The organism is Snodgrassella sp. ESL0323 (assembly GCF_013346865.1).
Classification (GTDB): Bacteria; Pseudomonadota; Gammaproteobacteria; order Burkholderiales; family Neisseriaceae; genus Snodgrassella; species Snodgrassella alvi.
This window is the reverse complement of sequence record NZ_JAAEDT010000022.1, coordinates 1-14,007: the sequence shown is the minus strand read 5'-3', so window position 1 is coordinate 14,007 and position 14,007 is coordinate 1. Positions and strand designations below refer to the sequence as shown.

The 14,007-nt window shown below is 36.0% G+C and carries 21 protein-coding genes and 1 pseudogene; 8 read left to right on the top strand and 14 right to left on the bottom strand.

The window, feature by feature from the left end; all coding sequences use genetic code 11:
- The 11 genes and pseudogenes from GY065_RS10195 to bet all read right to left on the bottom strand — a co-directional run.
- Window positions 1–1,337 (bottom strand): DUF6531 domain-containing protein (locus GY065_RS10195; protein WP_174834030.1); only part of this gene is annotated, 1,337 nt, incomplete at its 3' end.
- Between the two features lie 314 nt (window positions 1,338–1,651).
- Window positions 1,652–2,710 carry a tyrosine-type recombinase/integrase gene (locus tag GY065_RS10190; protein WP_174834029.1) on the bottom strand — a complete coding sequence of 353 codons (1,059 nt, stop codon included), beginning with the start codon at window positions 2,708–2,710 and terminating at the stop codon, window positions 1,652–1,654.
- 15 nt (window positions 2,711–2,725) lie between these two features.
- Window positions 2,726–2,965 carry a DUF4224 domain-containing protein gene (locus GY065_RS10185; RefSeq protein ID WP_174834028.1) on the bottom strand — a complete coding sequence of 80 codons (240 nt, stop codon included), beginning with the start codon at window positions 2,963–2,965 and terminating at the stop codon, window positions 2,726–2,728.
- 85 nt (window positions 2,966–3,050) lie between these two features.
- Window positions 3,051–3,488 (bottom strand): hypothetical protein, encoded by a 438-nt coding sequence (locus GY065_RS10180; protein ID WP_174834027.1) that lies wholly within the window; start codon window positions 3,486–3,488, stop codon window positions 3,051–3,053.
- A 638-nt stretch (window positions 3,489–4,126) separates the two neighbouring features.
- Window positions 4,127–4,555, bottom strand: a complete 429-nt coding sequence (locus GY065_RS10175) for an ORF6C domain-containing protein (protein ID WP_174834026.1) — start codon at window positions 4,553–4,555, stop codon at window positions 4,127–4,129.
- Window positions 4,556–4,626: 71 nt separating this feature from the next.
- Window positions 4,627–5,169, bottom strand: coding sequence for a hypothetical protein (locus GY065_RS10170; RefSeq protein ID WP_174834025.1), 543 nt, complete (start codon window positions 5,167–5,169; stop codon window positions 4,627–4,629).
- A gap of 248 nt (window positions 5,170–5,417) precedes the next feature.
- Window positions 5,418–5,840 carry a hypothetical protein gene (locus tag GY065_RS10165; protein ID WP_174834024.1) on the bottom strand — a complete coding sequence of 141 codons (423 nt, stop codon included), beginning with the start codon at window positions 5,838–5,840 and terminating at the stop codon, window positions 5,418–5,420.
- 246 nt (window positions 5,841–6,086) lie between these two features.
- A complete protein-coding gene (locus GY065_RS10160; protein ID WP_174834023.1) occupies window positions 6,087–6,569 on the bottom strand; it encodes a hypothetical protein in 483 nt (160 codons plus the stop codon).
- A 143-nt stretch (window positions 6,570–6,712) separates the two neighbouring features.
- Window positions 6,713–7,179 (bottom strand): annotated as a pseudogene (locus GY065_RS10155) (single-stranded DNA-binding protein).
- Window positions 7,180–7,797, bottom strand: coding sequence for a lambda exonuclease family protein (locus GY065_RS10150; protein ID WP_244621522.1), 618 nt, complete (start codon window positions 7,795–7,797; stop codon window positions 7,180–7,182). It lies immediately after the preceding pseudogene.
- Window positions 7,778–8,548 (bottom strand): phage recombination protein Bet, encoded by a 771-nt coding sequence (gene bet / locus GY065_RS10145; protein ID WP_174834022.1) that lies wholly within the window; start codon window positions 8,546–8,548, stop codon window positions 7,778–7,780. Before bet ends, GY065_RS10150 begins: the two co-directional genes overlap by 20 nt.
- 180 nt (window positions 8,549–8,728) lie before the next feature.
- Between bet and GY065_RS10140 the strand changes: the two genes are divergently transcribed.
- The gene (locus GY065_RS10140; protein WP_174834021.1) at window positions 8,729–8,881 is read left to right on the top strand and encodes a hypothetical protein; all 153 of its coding nucleotides are present in this window, start codon (window positions 8,729–8,731) and stop codon (window positions 8,879–8,881) included.
- 166 nt (window positions 8,882–9,047) lie between these two features.
- Here the strand turns inward: GY065_RS10140 and GY065_RS10135 are convergent, their stop codons facing one another.
- The 3 genes from GY065_RS10135 to GY065_RS10125 form a co-directional block, all read right to left on the bottom strand.
- Window positions 9,048–9,221: a hypothetical protein gene (locus GY065_RS10135; RefSeq protein ID WP_174834020.1), complete on the bottom strand. Its 174-nt coding sequence runs from the start codon at window positions 9,219–9,221 to the stop codon at window positions 9,048–9,050.
- A 4-nt stretch (window positions 9,222–9,225) separates the two neighbouring features.
- On the bottom strand, window positions 9,226–9,873 hold the full coding sequence (locus GY065_RS10130) for a hypothetical protein (RefSeq protein ID WP_174834019.1): 648 nt from the start codon (window positions 9,871–9,873) through the stop codon (window positions 9,226–9,228).
- A gap of 165 nt (window positions 9,874–10,038) precedes the next feature.
- A complete protein-coding gene (locus GY065_RS10125) occupies window positions 10,039–10,389 on the bottom strand; it encodes a hypothetical protein (protein WP_174834018.1) in 351 nt (116 codons plus the stop codon).
- A 251-nt stretch (window positions 10,390–10,640) separates the two neighbouring features.
- On the opposite strand from GY065_RS10125, the gene GY065_RS13410 reads away from it, so the two are divergent.
- The 7 genes from GY065_RS13410 to GY065_RS10095 all read left to right on the top strand — a co-directional run.
- Entirely contained in the window at window positions 10,641–10,763 is a 123-nt protein-coding gene (locus tag GY065_RS13410) for a hypothetical protein (RefSeq protein ID WP_256433067.1), read from the top strand.
- A 169-nt stretch (window positions 10,764–10,932) separates the two neighbouring features.
- A complete protein-coding gene (locus tag GY065_RS10120; protein WP_174834017.1) occupies window positions 10,933–11,271 on the top strand; it encodes a hypothetical protein in 339 nt (112 codons plus the stop codon).
- A 155-nt stretch (window positions 11,272–11,426) separates the two neighbouring features.
- A complete protein-coding gene (locus tag GY065_RS10115; RefSeq protein ID WP_174834016.1) occupies window positions 11,427–11,933 on the top strand; it encodes a hypothetical protein in 507 nt (168 codons plus the stop codon).
- A gap of 83 nt (window positions 11,934–12,016) precedes the next feature.
- A complete protein-coding gene (locus tag GY065_RS10110) occupies window positions 12,017–12,520 on the top strand; it encodes a hypothetical protein (protein ID WP_174834015.1) in 504 nt (167 codons plus the stop codon).
- On the top strand, window positions 12,510–13,301 hold the full coding sequence (locus GY065_RS10105) for an antA/AntB antirepressor family protein (RefSeq protein WP_174834031.1): 792 nt from the start codon (window positions 12,510–12,512) through the stop codon (window positions 13,299–13,301). The genes GY065_RS10110 and GY065_RS10105 overlap by 11 nt, the downstream gene beginning before the upstream one ends.
- Window positions 13,302–13,362: 61 nt before the next feature.
- Window positions 13,363–13,647 (top strand): HigA family addiction module antitoxin, encoded by a 285-nt coding sequence (locus GY065_RS10100; protein WP_174834014.1) that lies wholly within the window; start codon window positions 13,363–13,365, stop codon window positions 13,645–13,647.
- A gap of 71 nt (window positions 13,648–13,718) precedes the next feature.
- On the top strand, window positions 13,719–14,007 hold a 289-nt coding region (locus GY065_RS10095), incomplete at its 3' end, for a hypothetical protein (RefSeq protein WP_174834013.1).

Here is a 14,007-nt window from a genome sequence, read left to right as displayed (position 1 = left end):
GAATCGCGGTAGATAAGTAACTGGTTGTCGTTACGGTCCTGCAGCATGCTCAGCAGCAGACGTCTGGGGTTGTTGGGATCGGGCTCGAACAGGCGGTAGAGGCCGTCATCATCTTCAATTACCCAGCGGTCCTGCTCGCCACGATAGATGGATAGATTTTCGTTAAGACCACGCATATTCTCACCCGGCTGCATGGGCTCGATTTCTAGCCATCTACCTTGTTCGTTGATATAGACGGCGGCGCAGGAACCGTCGGGCTGCGGGTCGATTTCCATTTCAGTTTCATAGTCAACACTCCAGCCGGCACCGAACATGTTGTGGGTGCGGGTATCTACGCTGCTGTAGAAACGCTGCCATTCGAAGGACAGGTGAGCCGGCAGGGAGAAGTCGTGTTCTTCGGGACCGAACAGGAGTTTGGCACCGGTTGGCAGATGAATCGGATTACCGGAAAACACTGCTTTTACCAAATTTGTACTAATAGTTACTGCTGTTTCTGTGACTTTTGAGGCAATATATGCTTTGGCAGTGTTTCCGACCAGGTTTGTCAGAAAGCAGGAAATAGAGTTGCAAAGTTTTTTGCGATTAAATAGTAATCCTACCAAGCCGATTGTTTGTGCAATCGGATGTTTACCGCTTCTGATCTCACGGACAACAACAGACTCTCCGCCGATACGTACATTGTTAGAGACCTTTTTACTCTTTTCGCAATCTTCGGTGACTTTGGCTTCGCAGGTACTGCGATCATTGCTGCGTACCGCCGGCTGGCTGTTGATATAAACTTTTTTGGAACCTTCGGCCAGATATTCAGGTGAAGAAACAGGGGAAGGATGCTTGGCACAGGTAATGGTATCTTCGATTTGAGGAGTAACCGGTTGTTCTGGCGCTGCTATAGTTGGTCTGATAAATTCCTTAGCACTTTCTTTGACTGCTGCGCCAATACCGGTCAGTATGTTTTGGGGTATATCTGAAAAATTTTGTGACTGCTCCGGTTCTTCATTACTCTGTGGGGTATTTTCTGTTTGCAATATACCGGCAGCACGGGCTGAAAATTTGCTGTTGGTGCGGGTATTGTGTGAACCGGTTGTGATTACGCCATCCTCCGCCGGCGGGAATAATCCGCTAACCCAGTCCCCGACTGCCGAACCAATACAATCTGCAGCCAGCATTGCTCCAACATTTATCAAAACTAAAAGTATTCCGGCAGCAGGTATAAGTGAAGCTGCAAAAATTAAACCGGCGGTACAGGCCAGCTCCACAGCAGCTCCGACAATGTCGGCGAGCATGGAAGTATGTAAAAGAATGTCTCCCTCTCGGGCTGCCCAGTATGCTTCCCCCATATTGAATTCCCCATTTGTAAACCAAAATAAGACAAAATATGTAAATTAATATAATATAAATTAAACAGAATAAATAACTTAAATGCATATAAATTGACATAAATTAATATTTTTAATTTAATTTTGTTTTTTATTTTAAAGCAATAATTGTGAATATTATGCTTTGTAATATGTAAGCATTTGAACTACTGATAAGTAGTCAAAGCGGGAAAAATAATTAATTAGATTAAGTACATTGTTTTATTTAAAATAACAAATTAATTATAATTTGTTTATTCCGCAATTATTTTACTTGTTCCGCAATTCAAATAACATCATTTATTTTTTACTACACCTTCTTCAAATGGATCTATCTCTTTACTACGTCTGATATATACGCGTTTCGTCATATTTACGTTGGAATGACCTAATAATTTTTGCGCTGCCTCTTCACTAGATACTAATGATTTATCTGTGGCTGACTTGGCACGTAAATCTCTAAACTGAGCTTGTGCTAATTCTTCGGCGTGTTCCGGGTGTTTTTGAATAGCTATATCCCTTGCTTTATTATAGCGGTACTCTAAGTTACTTATATTCATTTTGCGATTACGCGAATTTAAAAATAAATATCCTCCATGAGGTGCTCGACGTGTGATTATTTCTTGTAAGCTCTCAGTAGCTTTAAAGCGCAAAGGATTGCTTGTTTTATTTTGTTTAAAACTAAGTATGCCATTGAGAATAAGGCCAGTATGGATTTTTAGCATATCGCTTGGTCGTTGCCCTAACATCATCGCCATTCGCATTGCGTCCTGTAAGTCTTGCGTGCCATATCTGTAAAGAAGCTCATATATATAATCTTCAACATATACATCCCTTGGCTGTTCTTTGTATTTTTTAACACCTTTAGATGGACATTCTTTGTTAATATAATTCCAGTTTGCAGGGCCGCACATTGTCCATATTGCGCTAAATAATGCTAAATCCCTATTTGTTGCCACTGGAGTATCTTTGCGCCAGGTTAAATAATCTTTAATATGTCCGACATCAATATCTTCTAACGCAACTGGGTTGCTGCCACCAAAAAACAAAAGAAGCTGTTTCAGTGAAGATTTATAACCATTTTGGGTATTTTCTTTTTTTGATGGCATTTCTTCCAGTCGGAATCTTTGCGCAGCTTGCACAAAAGTAATTCTGTGGCTTTTATCGAGCTTTTCCAAAGATAATTCCGACCATTTTTTACAGGCAATAATGTAATCACTGCCTAGGGGAATTTCTTTGCGTGGCTTGCCTCCGGTATCGTAGTAATACCATATGATTACCTCACCTTTTTTCTTGCGCTTGCGTGCGCGCATGCCTGTAGGCAGATTCAGGTTAACAGTTGCTTTACGTCCCATATATAACCTATAAAATTATGTTGAAGAAAAAACAGGGGATTGCCATCTGGGTTTGGTTTGTGAATTTCCTGTATTTTTGTGCTTAATACCTAATAGAGATTGGCGCAATACTATTGGCTCATTTCTACCATTTAGCAGAAAGGGAATCCCTTGCTTTTTGAGCTGGTTAATTTGCTTGCCTTTGGATTTGTATCCAGTTAATACAGATACCTCCTCACGGGTTAAAAATTCATCATATGGCGATTTTTCACTCATGGCTTTTCCCAATAAAAAACCAGCTATTGCTGGGACGTGTTCATTAATAATGCTTAATTAAAAAGCCGCTTTTAAGCGGCTTGGTTCATAGATATTTTGTATATTGTTCTCTGGTTAAGGTTATTACTTCGATAAATTTTCCTACCTTATAATAACCGGTCGTATCAATTTTCTGATCTAAGAAATCATTAATCAGTTTTCTTAATTCTTGGATTTCTTCATCTGTAAGGTCGAACAATTCAGCTTCTGAAAAATAATCAAACTGTACCTTCTCCTTAGATTTAGCTAGCAAACCCGTTATCGCATCTTCATCAAAAGCATTGCATTCGCTTGGCTTGAACAAATCCCCCCGTTCACAAACTGCAATTTCTACTTCTGCTGGTGAATCTTCTTCTAAAAAAGGCATTACAGATAATGCATCAGCTATTGTGGTGTGATAGGTCCTTTCATATACATCTTTTTTATCCCTACAACAAACACCATACATATATTTATCTTGGTTATCTAGATAATCGTTATTCATAGTAATCTCCATTAAAAAAGCCGCTATTCAGCGATTAAGGTATTTTGGACTGATTTCTCTCAGCCATTCTCTTAAGCGTTCACTAAGTTTTTTAGTTTCATTAAAGTAGTCTATATCTTCTTGTAGTATAGTTATTGGAGTATGTAAGGTACGTTCATCTTTAATCAGCCACCGTTCGCTGTTGTTTTGATATATTAAATCTAACACATCTTGTAATTTGACGTAATCTTCTTCGTCTACTACATCTGAATAACATTCAGAACTATGAGGAATATAACCATTTTCTCTTAAATAATCATCTGCTAAAACAAAAATATCAAATGGTGAACAGGGGAATTGTGTTAATTTCTTGCATTCAACTGCCTCAATGCGCTCACCAGCTTTTGGTTTGTCCTCTAAATATTAACGGTTTTATTCTGTAATTCCATTGTTTACTCCGTGATATAGATGTTATATCCCATTTGCAATTAGTAATGCCGTAAGGTGGATCTGCAATGATTAAATCTATACTGGCATCTGGTAGATGTTTTAACTCATTTAGGCAGTCGCCGTTAAATAATCTCATAGGATTTTCATCATCTAATTACTTAATTAAAAAAGCCAGCAATTAGCTGGCTGGCTTGATTTTTGTTACACAATCAAATAATAATTTTGGGATGCAGCTCCTCAATCGGGCGATCTAACCTTGAGCTGTCACATTCTCCGTATATTACCCTCATGCGTTTTGCCAGCTCTACCAGATACTCTGCCTGCTGCTTTGTCTGTATCAACAGTTTTTTAAACACATCAACCTTGATACAGCTATAACCATTGATATTCTCTGCATATGTAACTCTGTTATTTTCGACAATTACCAGCCAGCGTCCGTCCTGATTCATATTAGGTAATGCAGGCTGATTATTGATTGGTTTAACTGAACCAGCTAAAAATGCAAGTGCCTCATCAAAATCCTCAGCAAGAATGTCTTGGTATCTGGGTACTTTAAACTTTGTATAGAGACTTCTAAACACAGACTGATATGTTTTGCCTGTTTGGGCAGCATTATTGAGTACAGCCTCTTTAATCAAATATTGCTGCTACTTATTTAATGTTAGAGAGTAGCTGCCCGTTTTACGGATAGAGGGCAGGACTTCACTAGTTACTCATTTCTTAAACTGTTTAGCCTCAGTTTTGTGACTATGTAATATAAGTCAGTAAAAGCCGCTTTCATTGATGATGTTATAGCTCTGAGCACCTCGTCCAGCTCGACCCTCATTATTAATGAGGGTTGTCTTTTCATCGCTATACTATCATCTTCATCAGTTCTAATTTCAAAAATACCCAAATTTCGTGGTTCTGTATAGGTTATTCTTCCACCCGGACACAAATCCGATTGCCCGGATTTTTCAATTTGTAATCGTATATGTGTTTCATCAATTTTTTTAAAGATACCGTTCGAATGATAAAAACAATCGTTACCACATTCAGCAGAGTTCCATGAATTGAAAGTACCATCAGCATTAAGATTTAAATAACTACCATAACTTGGCTCCTGTATTAGATCTCTACTTATCCAATATAAGTCATTTTTATCATTTATGACTTCACTAATTCCCCGAGTGCCATATTCCCAAAAATTACTTATTTCACTTTGTGCGAAACAGGTAATTGGAAGCAATAATAAAAAAAGGATTTTTTTCATAGTTATTTTCTTACCACAATAATAAAAACTTATATATTTATAATATTACATTTACATTGCTTTGAGTATACAAAAAAAACCTTTAAATATTTCAGTAGTTAAAGGGTTTAATTTTTTGATTTTGATCAATTTAATTTTTTCCAATCAAAACGGAATATCGTCATCAATATCATTTAAAGGAGCAGTAACTGAATCATCCATAACAATAGTAACTAACTTATTGTTTTTTTTATTTGTAAATATTTTTTTTATTTACTATTTATTTTTATTAATTTATATCCATTTTCATAAGTTTTAATTTCAAAAATACCCAAATCTCGTGGTTCTGTATAGGTTATTCTTCCACCCGGACACAAATCCGATTGCCCGGATTTTTCAATTTGTAATCGTATATGTGTTTCATCAATTTTTTTAAAGATGCCATCCGAATGATAAAAACAATCGTTATCACATGGAGCAGAGTTCCCTGAATTGAAAGTACCATCATCATTAAGATTTAAATACCTACCATAACTTGAATCCACTATCAGATCTCTACTTATCCAATATGAATCAGATTTATCATTTATTACTGCACTAATTCCCCGAGTGCCATATTCCCAAAAATTACTTATTTCATCTTGTGCGAAACAGGTAATTGGAAGCAATAATAAAAAAAGGATTTTTTTCATAGTTATTTTCTTACCACAATAATAAAACTTATATATTTATAATATTACATTTATATTGCTTTGAGTATACAAAAAAACCTTTAAATATTTCATTAGTTAAAGGGTTTAATTTTTTTGATTTTGATCAATTTAATTTTTTCCAATCAAAACGAGATATCGTCATCAATGTCATCTACAGGAGCAGTAGCTGAATCAGCTATAACAATAGTAACTAACTTATTGTTTTTTTTATTTGTAAATATTTTTTTATTTATTATTTATTTTTATTAAATCATATCTATCATCATAAGTTTTAATTTCAAAAATACCCAAATCTCGTGGTTTTCTATTGACTTTTGCTCCACCCGGACACACATCCGATTGCCCGGATTCTTCAATTTGTAATTGTATATGTGTTTCATCAATTTTTTTAAAGGTACCGTCCGAATAATAAAAACAATCGTTACTACATTCAGAAGTGGTCGTTGGAAAGTAAGTACCATATTCAGAAGTGGTCGTTGAAAAGTATGTACCATCAGCATTAAGAAATAAAATTGGAACATAACGAGAACAAGAACTATCTGAACTCTCTATTACATCTTTAAATATCATATATGAATCAACTTCATCATTTATAATGTCACTAATAATAATTCTCCGATTGCCATTGCTATATTCCCAAAAATTACTTATTTCACTTTGTGCGAAACAGGTAATTGGAAGCAATAATAAAAAAAGGATTTTTTTCATAGTTATTTTCTTTCCATAATAAGAAAATTTATATATTTATAATATTACATTTACATTGCTTTGAGTATACAAAAAAACCTTTAAATATTTCAGTGTTTAAAGGGTTTAATATTTTTGATTTCGATCAACTTAATTTTTTCCAATCAAAACGGAATATCGTCATTGATATCATCTATTGGTGCAGTTGTAGATTCATGTTGAGGCGATTGCCGGCGTGGTGCCGCTGGCGGTGGGTTCGATGTAGGCGGTGCAGCATTATTATTGCCAGAATCATAACCATCATTACGATTGCCCAGCATTTTCATTTCATTGCCGATAATATTGTATGCAATGCGTTCGATACCATCTTTATCGGTATATTTACGGCTCTGTATTTTTCCCTCAATAAACACTTGGCTACCTTTTCTCAGGTACTGGTTAGCTATTTCTCCCAGTTTGCCGTACAGGGATACGTTATGCCACTCTGTACGTGTCTGGCGTTCTCCATTACGGTCACGCCACTGTTCATCAGTAGCTAGCGAGAAATTCGTTATAGCGTCGCCATTGGGTATAATCGTGTTTCAGGGTCGCGCCCAAGGCGACCAACCAGAATTACCTTGTTAACTGACATTTATGCCTCCATAACAATATCCAGCTCAGCAATTTGTCCATCAAGTTCATGCAAAAATTTTTGAACTTCTTCTTCAATCTCCTTAATTCGTTCATCATCACGATTGATGCGCACCATCTGAAAAGATAAATGTTCCTTAAGTCTGTCATCATATGAAACAAAATCACACCATTTCCGGCCTGTACAAGCCATTTGCCAAAGTATTTGTAATAAATATTCAGGTTTGGTTTTTTTGGTACGTAAAAATTCCAAATGTGTTGCAGTGTTAGGACATTTGATTTCAATAAGCCCGTCTTCTCCGACTAAACCATCAGGTGAAGCACCAGACATATTGATAGTAGGGTGATTAATAAATCCTGTTTCTTCAACTAGCTCCCCAGTTTCCAGCATATATCTTGCACGTGCTTTTGGCTCAATGTCGTTACCTCTTTGCATAGCTGCAGTTTTAAAGCTCTCTTCTCTGTTGCCTGTTAGACGTTCGCATAATAACTGAGCCATATAGTTTTTACGTGTGGCACTGTAACCGGATTTGGTTTTACTTAGAACATCATAAATCCGACTGGCTGTTACTTTACCAAGGCGAGCTTCAAACCATTCATCAGTTCGTTGTTCCATCATTAACCTCCATTGCATCCGCCTCAATTGTTCGATCAGCAATTTCTTTTGCAATATCTGAAAGACGAAGCATTTCATCACTGCCTATGATATTTCGTGATGCTTTATCTAATGATTTAAAGTGATTACGGAGTAAATCGATATCACCTTTTTGTGCAATAATTTCTGCCTCTTTAATCAATTTATCCCGATCCGGATTATCTATATCACCCCTGAAAGGGCTTAACTCATCAGGTTTAACTCCTTCTTTAGTATCCTTGATTCTTTCTGCTTCGTCTTCATCATAAATACCGGCAAAGCCGAAAGCCAAACGTGCCGCCTGAATCATCGCTTTATGACGTAACATTCTTTTTGGGTGTGATTTCCAAGGCTGTGTATTGCGTTTACACTCGTCCATAAATTCTGTAACAGAAACAGGGTGTGTACGATCTTTGCGGTAAATGCGGCATGTACAGCTTTCTGTATCTTGTTCAAAATCCATCCCGTCAAATTGTGGGTTAGCATTAATAATACGAGCCCATCCATCAACGCCCACAACCGGAGTAATGCCACCGTTACTTGGGAATGCATAGATTTCAGAAGTCCATGGATTTAATTTATATTGATTAGCAACAATCAGTAATGCAGCCATTTGTTCATCAGTTACAGCACCTTTAAAGGCTGTTTTTTTCAATGTTTCAATCAAGCCTTGTCCATCTGCCAAATCAAACGATTTAGCTAAATTATTTGCTAATGCAATTAATTGTGTACTCATTTTAAAGCTCCATAAATTAAAGCCCATTTAATCAATGGGCTTTAGGACTGGTTAAAATTTCAGATAATTTATTCTGTGATTAGCTAGCTATTAGCAGGGCAGGAATATCAATAATCATCACCTAAAATTATTCAAGCTCTGCATCACCTTTCATGCGTTCGCTATCACTCATGCGTGCATATGCATCAGCTAACCGTTTTACTTCCAGATCTGCCTGGTATTCTTTCTACTGCATCTGTCTGGCTGTATAACTGCGTTGCATCTCTAATTGCTCCTTATCAGACAAAGCAGGGGACACTGAAAGAGAAGCAGACATTAAAAAAACTGCAATAAATGCAGTTATAGAATTTTTGATCATGTACAACTCTCTCATTGTTGCTGTTACATGGGTTAATTTATCGTGTTGAAATATCGCTTCTATAGCTAATAAAAAAGCCAGCTATTAGCTGGCTTGTGTGTTGCTTACTTTGTTACTTATTCATATGCTGTGATAACTAAATCAATCGTCATCACTATCTGTATAAATTGTTAGCTTTTGTTCTACTGCCTTTGCTTTTGCAAATATGCTATCTATAGATTTAGCTAGCTCTTCTCTTTCAAAACTACTTTCTGAAGCATTTCTTTTCTCAATTAAAGGGGAAACCTTTTCCTCATAATCGCCTAAAGTTTCCATTACCTTAAAACAATTCGTCAGGATCAGCATTTAAACAGCCTACTCTATATAAAGTACTATAATAATATTCAACAGTTACATTATCTGGTCTTATATTTGGGATTACAGTGACTTTTTTAGATTTTAATTCATATACAAATTTTTTTTTACCAGCATAACCTCCAGAATTCATTTCACCGCAAACATATATCTTTTTATTATAGGTATTTACAACCTTTTTAACTTTATAAAACTTGGCTGAATCAGGGGTCATCAATGAATCTCTAACCGCCTCTTTTGCGTCCGCGATAGGTTTAAAATGCTTGAAGTAAGCTACCGTACCGGCGGCAAACAGCGCAATTGCAGCGACTACAGCAGCCAAAATCAGATACAGTTTTTTATTGCTCTGCTTTGTCTTTGCTGGTGCTAATGGCTTTGCTTCTTCTGCTTTTGCAGGTTCAGGCGGAGGGGCTAAAAGTTCCGGATATTCAGCAAATAGCTGCGCATTGTATTTTTTGCGCGCCTCAATATCTAAAAGATTTAGTTTGCATAGTTTTAAATTCTCTAAAGTAATTGTTTGTTGCTGCGCTGCTTGCTTCATTGCCTTGGCAATGTCTGATTGTGATGCTGTCGGCTTTATATTTAAAAGTGCATATAAATTTTTAAAGTCCATTATTTTCTCCCTTGATTTATATATCAAAATGTTAGCACAGCACACAATAAAGGTTAAATAATGTTATACATGTCTACTAATCCACACAAGCACACTTGTTTAAATGTGCTTGGATTGATTAGCTTAGTTGCAAAATTAAAGCCAGCGTTTTGGCTGGCTTTTGATTTAATTAGCATGCGTTAAAATATAATCAGTTACTATTTTTTCTGCTTCTAATGACAGATGGCTTAATAGCTGTCTTACTGTCATATCTTTATGGCAGCCCAATACAAGTGCCTTAACTATTTCATTTGTAAGCTTGTCCGCTTCATCAGAATATTTTGTGCTATACAATTCACCAAGAGCTTCCCCAGCGATATCTATCAGTTTATCGTCTTCAAGATTTTCCAGTATTTCTTGTTTCTCTTCTTCGGCTGCGTCACTTGCTCTTTGCGAGGCTTCCTCATACTGCATCATTTTCAAGTATCCGACAGGTTCTGGGTTGGTGGTATTTTCATTACTGTAAGCATGTAACATTTTTCTTACTCCTTTGATTTTTATAAGCTCAAAAACTAAAACGCACTCAATTTACTAATTGAATGTGCTGCGATTTTTGGGCTTTACTGAATTGTTTAGTGTGATTTTGTATTATTGATAATGGTATTGTCTTAACCTGTAATTGCGATATCTACGGGTTCCCAATCTTCACTATTTTTACAAGATGACCAATTAAGTGACGTATCGTCGATGTTGTACACATCGTCATCTTTGTTATTCAAGGAGTGTATATGAAAGCTATTAATTTCACGCCCAAAGAATTGCGCAAAACCATGTGGACGGCTGCATTGATTATTCTGATGATTATAATTGCGTGGAAATTATCTGAGATTATCAGCGCAATCAACCAATGAATTTGTAGCCAAAGCGTTTAGTAAAAAGCGTTGCAATGTTGTGGCTAAAATAGAAAGCATGTTAATGTTAATATAAAACACATGAATATTAAAACTTCATCAAATACAGTTAAGCAGCAATGAAAGAAACACAAAACTATATTTTTAATCAACTAGGGGTATCGATGACATGAGAAAAATATTTCTAGCATTTTTATTTTTAATTATTACTACGCATAGCTTTGGTGAAGAATTTAAGTGCAAATTAGACAATGGCGGGTTTGTGAATTTTAAAATAGATCAGAATACAATCAAGTATATATATGAAAAACCTGGTGATTCAGAACTTGTTTTTAGTATTGCTAACAGTGAAATTAAATTTTATAAACGTAATTTCGGTAAAATAATGGTAATGAGCTTGCCTTATGACGGTAAGTATTATGAATTTTGGGAGGAGGATAATAGAGGTTTTTTTCAAGTTAGAAACAAAAAAGGGGAAACCACTTTTAAATCTTATTGTGTAGATTAAGTGAAAGAAACACATAACTATTTATTTAACCAGCTGGGGTATCGATGACATGATTAAGAAATCGATTGTTTCAACAGCCCTGCTGCGCACTATCGACAACGTGTGATTTGGGAAATAAACAATTATATATTTAATTAACTTGAAAGTTCTGTTATATGAAAAAACTATTACTTGCTGTTTTGGGATTATGTATCAGTTCATGCGTTTTTGCTGAAATATTTAGACCTAAAGTGAACTACATAAAAAGAATTTATGAAGAAAGCATAAAACTTGAAAGCGGAGAAATAAATTATAACCCTCATTTTTATTTAAAATATTTTGATAGCAACATCAGAAAAATATACGAAAGAGATGATGAATACCAAAAGGCAACTGGAGGTATAGCTTGTATTGATTATGATGTTTTATGGCAGGGGCAAGATTTAGATCCAAATGCTAAGCTAACATTTACCCAGCCAACCGGAAATAAAGTTAAAGTAACAATCGGAGCTACAAAGGGGTTTGAAAAACGCTCGGTTACTTATCAGGTTATATGTCTAAAAGAAACTAATGATTGCAAAATCACCGAGATATTTGAAGGTGGAAAACCTTTCACCAAAGATAAATCTAAATGTCTTGATGATTTTTATCGCACCGAAATCAAAAAACATCGAAATAAATAAACTATTTATTTAACCAGTTTGGAGTTTCAATAACATAACTTAGCTAAATAAATATTTTGAAATTTTTTATCAGAAAGAAAAAAATGAAAAAAATTCTTTTTATCTTATTAGGTTTGTTTATTAGTACATGTGCATATGCGGAAAGTCCACAATTACAATTTATAAAGGGGATGTATGATTCAAATATATCTAAATTAAAAGCAGACGAAACAAAAGATAACAAATCAGATTATAGAACTATTAAAGATCATTACTCTTTTTTTTCAAAATATCTGGATGATAATATAAAAAGACTATATTCTATATATACCAAAGAAAAGAGCTTAGATGAGACACCGCTCGGACTACGCAGAGATTGTAATTATTTTTATTATCTACTTATATGGATGGGTCTATATCTAGATCCTTCTGCTAAATTAACGTTTTCTGAGCCAAGTGAGAACATGGTTCAAGTAACAGTAGGTGCAACCAGTACTGTTACTTATTTAGTAAGATGTCAAAAAGATGGTGATTGTAAAATTGCTGATATATACAAATGGGGAAATTTCTTTACACAACAAGTAGCATTTTACTGTCATCTGTTGTAATACATGTGATTACACTGTTGTTCGGGACTTATCAAATTGGATTAAGGGAAGAATTGTAGAGTATGGCTTTGTAGATGGAGTAGATTTTATTCGCTTACCAAAATTGGTGAGCGAACTAAGTAACTCATCTAATAGGAATAATTCTAAACGAGGCGGGCAAAACAAAATTGAATACCATCTAATTTTAGACATGGCTAAAGAGCTGGCGATGGTAGAAAAAACTGAGGTAGGTCGTCAGGTACGAAAATATTTTATTCAATGTGAACGTGAACGATTTATAGGAATACAGCATAAAGCCATCAGTCACCTAATTAGTAAAGAACAGGCAGATGCAATACAACGCGCAGTAGAAGAGCGCAGCCAGCGAACAGGCGAGCCGTATCAGAAAATATATGCCGGATTGCATACCTATCTGAACATCGACAGTTATAGAGCCATGCCGGTTGAACATTACACCGTTGCACTGAAATACTTGGAAAGCATACCGAATGCGCCTGATATGTTTAAATCCGCTGTTGTTGAAAACAATGTTTTGTGTACCATCAATGCAGACGGACGCTGGCTGGTAATTGTCAAAAATAACAGAGTTACATATGCAGAGAATATCAACGGTTATAACTGTATCAAGACTGATGTGTTTAAAAAACTGTTGATACAGACAAAGCAGCAGGCAGAATATCTGATAGAGCTGGCAAAACGCATGAGAGTAATATACGGAGAATGCGACAGCTCAAGGTTAGATCGCCCGATTGAAGAGCTGCATCCTAAGTTTATTATTTGATAGTAATCACAATAAAACCACTCTTCGGCGTGGTTCATCTGGGTTTTAGGAGGTTAAGCGTATGAGTATGCACAATCCTTGCTATGCAGGTGAAGTATTAAAAGAATATTTAGGTGATACCAGCATTAGTACAGCCGCTAAACATTTAGGAGTAACGCGGGCAGCTCTGTCTAGAATCATTAACGGGAAAGCCGGAATTAGTGAGGATATGGCATTAAGGTTATCCATCTTATTGAATACCAGCCCGCAATTTTGGCTTAATTTGCAGGTAAATTATGATTTATGGAAAGCTAGTCAGAAATCACTTGCGGACGTGGTTCCACTGAATACAGCATTATCCATCTAACAAAACCAAGCCAGCCATGCGCTGGCTTTTCTATTGCAGCCTCTGGGCTGCTTTTTTTATTGGAGTCTGCCATGTCTGATATAGCTGAATTAACCGCCAAAATCAGTCTAGATGATGCGCAGTTCATTAGCGAACAGCCGCGCATCATAAATTTGTCCGAACAGCTGACGATCAAATTTGACAAGATTGTACAGGCTGTGGCGGGTTATGCGAAAAAACTTAATAGCACCTCGGTAGAGGTAAAAAAATTATCGCAAACTCAAAGCAGCTTTGTATCTTATGTCGATAATGCCTCTGTTTCTCTGTCTAAAGGTGCTGATAGTGTAAGCAAAGCGTCTGCACAATACGTGAGATTCAGGG

Excerpts from the sequence above, each read along its gene's own strand:
- GY065_RS10190 (WP_174834029.1), bottom strand. The coding sequence starts at position 2,710 with ATGGGACGTAAAGCAACTGTTAACCTGAATCTGCCTACAGGCATGCGC.
- GY065_RS10185 (WP_174834028.1), bottom strand. The coding sequence starts at position 2,965 with ATGAGTGAAAAATCGCCATATGATGAATTTTTAACCCGTGAGGAGGTA.
- GY065_RS10180 (WP_174834027.1), bottom strand. The coding sequence starts at position 3,488 with ATGAATAACGATTATCTAGATAACCAAGATAAATATATGTATGGTGTT.
- GY065_RS10170 (WP_174834025.1), bottom strand. The coding sequence starts at position 5,169 with ATGAAAAAAATCCTTTTTTTATTATTGCTTCCAATTACCTGTTTCGCA.
- GY065_RS10165 (WP_174834024.1), bottom strand. The coding sequence starts at position 5,840 with ATGAAAAAAATCCTTTTTTTATTATTGCTTCCAATTACCTGTTTCGCA.
- GY065_RS10160 (WP_174834023.1), bottom strand. The coding sequence starts at position 6,569 with ATGAAAAAAATCCTTTTTTTATTATTGCTTCCAATTACCTGTTTCGCA.
- GY065_RS10150 (WP_244621522.1), bottom strand. The coding sequence starts at position 7,797 with ATGATGGAACAACGAACTGATGAATGGTTTGAAGCTCGCCTTGGTAAA.
- bet (WP_174834022.1), bottom strand. The coding sequence starts at position 8,548 with ATGAGTACACAATTAATTGCATTAGCAAATAATTTAGCTAAATCGTTT.
- GY065_RS10140 (WP_174834021.1), top strand. The coding sequence starts at position 8,729 with ATGCATCAGCTAACCGTTTTACTTCCAGATCTGCCTGGTATTCTTTCT.
- GY065_RS10135 (WP_174834020.1), bottom strand. The coding sequence starts at position 9,221 with ATGGAAACTTTAGGCGATTATGAGGAAAAGGTTTCCCCTTTAATTGAG.
- GY065_RS10130 (WP_174834019.1), bottom strand. The coding sequence starts at position 9,873 with ATGGACTTTAAAAATTTATATGCACTTTTAAATATAAAGCCGACAGCA.
- GY065_RS10125 (WP_174834018.1), bottom strand. The coding sequence starts at position 10,389 with ATGTTACATGCTTACAGTAATGAAAATACCACCAACCCAGAACCTGTC.
- GY065_RS13410 (WP_256433067.1), top strand. The coding sequence starts at position 10,641 with ATGAAAGCTATTAATTTCACGCCCAAAGAATTGCGCAAAACCATGTGG.
- GY065_RS10120 (WP_174834017.1), top strand. The coding sequence starts at position 10,933 with ATGAGAAAAATATTTCTAGCATTTTTATTTTTAATTATTACTACGCAT.
- GY065_RS10115 (WP_174834016.1), top strand. The coding sequence starts at position 11,427 with ATGAAAAAACTATTACTTGCTGTTTTGGGATTATGTATCAGTTCATGC.
- GY065_RS10110 (WP_174834015.1), top strand. The coding sequence starts at position 12,017 with ATGAAAAAAATTCTTTTTATCTTATTAGGTTTGTTTATTAGTACATGT.
- GY065_RS10100 (WP_174834014.1), top strand. The coding sequence starts at position 13,363 with ATGAGTATGCACAATCCTTGCTATGCAGGTGAAGTATTAAAAGAATAT.